This window comes from Marinomonas sp. ATLA20, from assembly GCF_057180105.1.
Window position 1 is genome coordinate 1 of record NZ_JBXUKU010000058.1, and the last position, 317, is coordinate 317.

Consider the following 317-nt stretch of genomic DNA (forward strand, 5'->3'; position numbering starts at 1 on the left):
ATTACCGTGACGGGTACGAATGACGCGCCAGTCGCGGAAGCGGCAACGGGTGCGGTGGCAGAAGACGCGACCATCACCGGCACCATCAGTGCCAGCGATGTGGATCTTGCGGACGATGCGAGCTTAACGTTCAGCACGACCTCAACAGTGGAAGGCTTGACGTTGAACGAAGACGGTTCTTACAGCTTCGATGCGTCGTCTTACGACAGCTTGGAAGAAGGCGAGAAACTGGTTCTTGAAATCCCAGTGACCGTGACCGACGACCAAAATGCGACCGACACAACGACCTTAACGATTACCGTGACGGGTACGAATGA

General features: G+C 55.5%; 1 protein-coding gene. It reads left to right on the plus strand.

The annotated features are described in order from the left end of the window. The coding region (locus AC2A4J_RS20435) for an Ig-like domain-containing protein (protein ID WP_484177308.1) at window positions 1-317 on the plus strand (317 nt) is incomplete at both ends.